We start from the raw sequence: 1,265 nt of genomic DNA on the forward strand, positions 1-1,265 counted from the left end.
AAGACAAAAAAAGCACTTACGTTGTCTTTTGACAACGTAAGTGCTTTTCGCTTATTCTGTCACTGCTTCCCTGCTTATTCTTCGATTTCCGATACGACGCCGGCTCCGACGGTACGGCCGCCTTCCCGAATGGCGAATCGAAGTCCTACTTCAATCGCGATCGGCGTGATCAGCGACACGTCCATCTTGATATTGTCTCCCGGCATGCACATTTCCGTGCCTTCCGGCAGCTGGATAACTCCCGTTACGTCTGTCGTCCGGAAATAGAACTGCGGACGGTAGTTCGTGAAGAACGGCGTATGACGGCCGCCTTCATCTTTCGTCAAAACGTATACTTGCGCTTTGAATTTCGTGTGCGGATGGATCGATCCCGGTTTCGCCAATACCTGTCCGCGCTGAATTTCTTTACGGTCTACGCCGCGCAGCAGCGCGCCGATGTTGTCTCCCGCTTCTGCCAGATCCAACAGTTTCCGGAACATTTCTACGCCCGTTACGACTGTCGTCTTTAATTCTTCCTGCATCCCTACGATTTCTACCGAGTCCCCGACTTTTACGGTTCCACGTTCTACACGTCCCGTCGCTACCGTGCCGCGGCCGGTAATCGTGAATACGTCTTCTACCGGCATCAGGAACGGTTTGTCCGTCGGGCGATCCGGTGTCGGAATGTAGTCATCAACAGCCTGCATCAGGTCCAGTATGCTCTGTTCCGCTTTTTCGTCCCCTTCCAGGGCTTTCAGCGCCGAGCCCACGACGATAGGAATATCGTCGCCCGGGAAATCATAAGAGCTCAACAGTTCCCGTACTTCCATTTCTACAAGTTCAATCAGTTCCGGGTCATCTACCTGGTCGGCTTTGTTCAAATATACAACCATGGCCGGTACCCCTACCTGACGGGCCAGGAGGATATGTTCCCGCGTTTGCGGCATCGGGCCGTCCGCCGCGCTGACAACGAGAATCGCGCCGTCCATCTGTGCGGCGCCGGTGATCATGTTCTTGACGTAGTCGGCATGCCCCGGGCAGTCTACGTGTGCATAGTGACGCGTTTCCGTCTGGTATTCTACGTGCGCCGTATTGATCGTAATCCCCCGTTCCCGTTCTTCCGGTGCTTTATCGATATTGGCATAGTCGGCGAATTCGGCAAAGCCTTTCTTCGACAATACCTTGGTAATTGCTGCCGTTAATGTCGTTTTGCCATGGTCTACGTGGCCGATCGTTCCAATGTTAACATGCGGTTTGGTTCTTTCGTATTTTTCTTTAGCCATTTT

General features: G+C 53.0%; 1 protein-coding gene. It reads right to left on the reverse strand.

The features are described from left to right. Positions 1 to 74: 74 nt before the first annotated feature. A complete protein-coding gene (gene tuf, locus HMPREF1250_RS05385) occupies positions 75 to 1,262 on the reverse strand; it encodes an elongation factor Tu (protein WP_023053625.1) in 1,188 nt (395 codons plus the stop codon). Positions 1,263 to 1,265: the final 3 nt, after the last annotated feature.

This window comes from Megasphaera vaginalis (ex Srinivasan et al. 2021) (genome assembly GCF_000478965.1).
Classification (GTDB): Bacteria; Bacillota; Negativicutes; order Veillonellales; family Megasphaeraceae; genus Megasphaera; species Megasphaera vaginalis.

Bases quoted from the DNA above. Each gene is read 5' to 3' on its own strand.
- tuf (WP_023053625.1), bottom strand. From the start codon at position 1,262: ATGGCTAAAGAAAAATACGAAAGAACCAAACCGCATGTTAACATTGGA.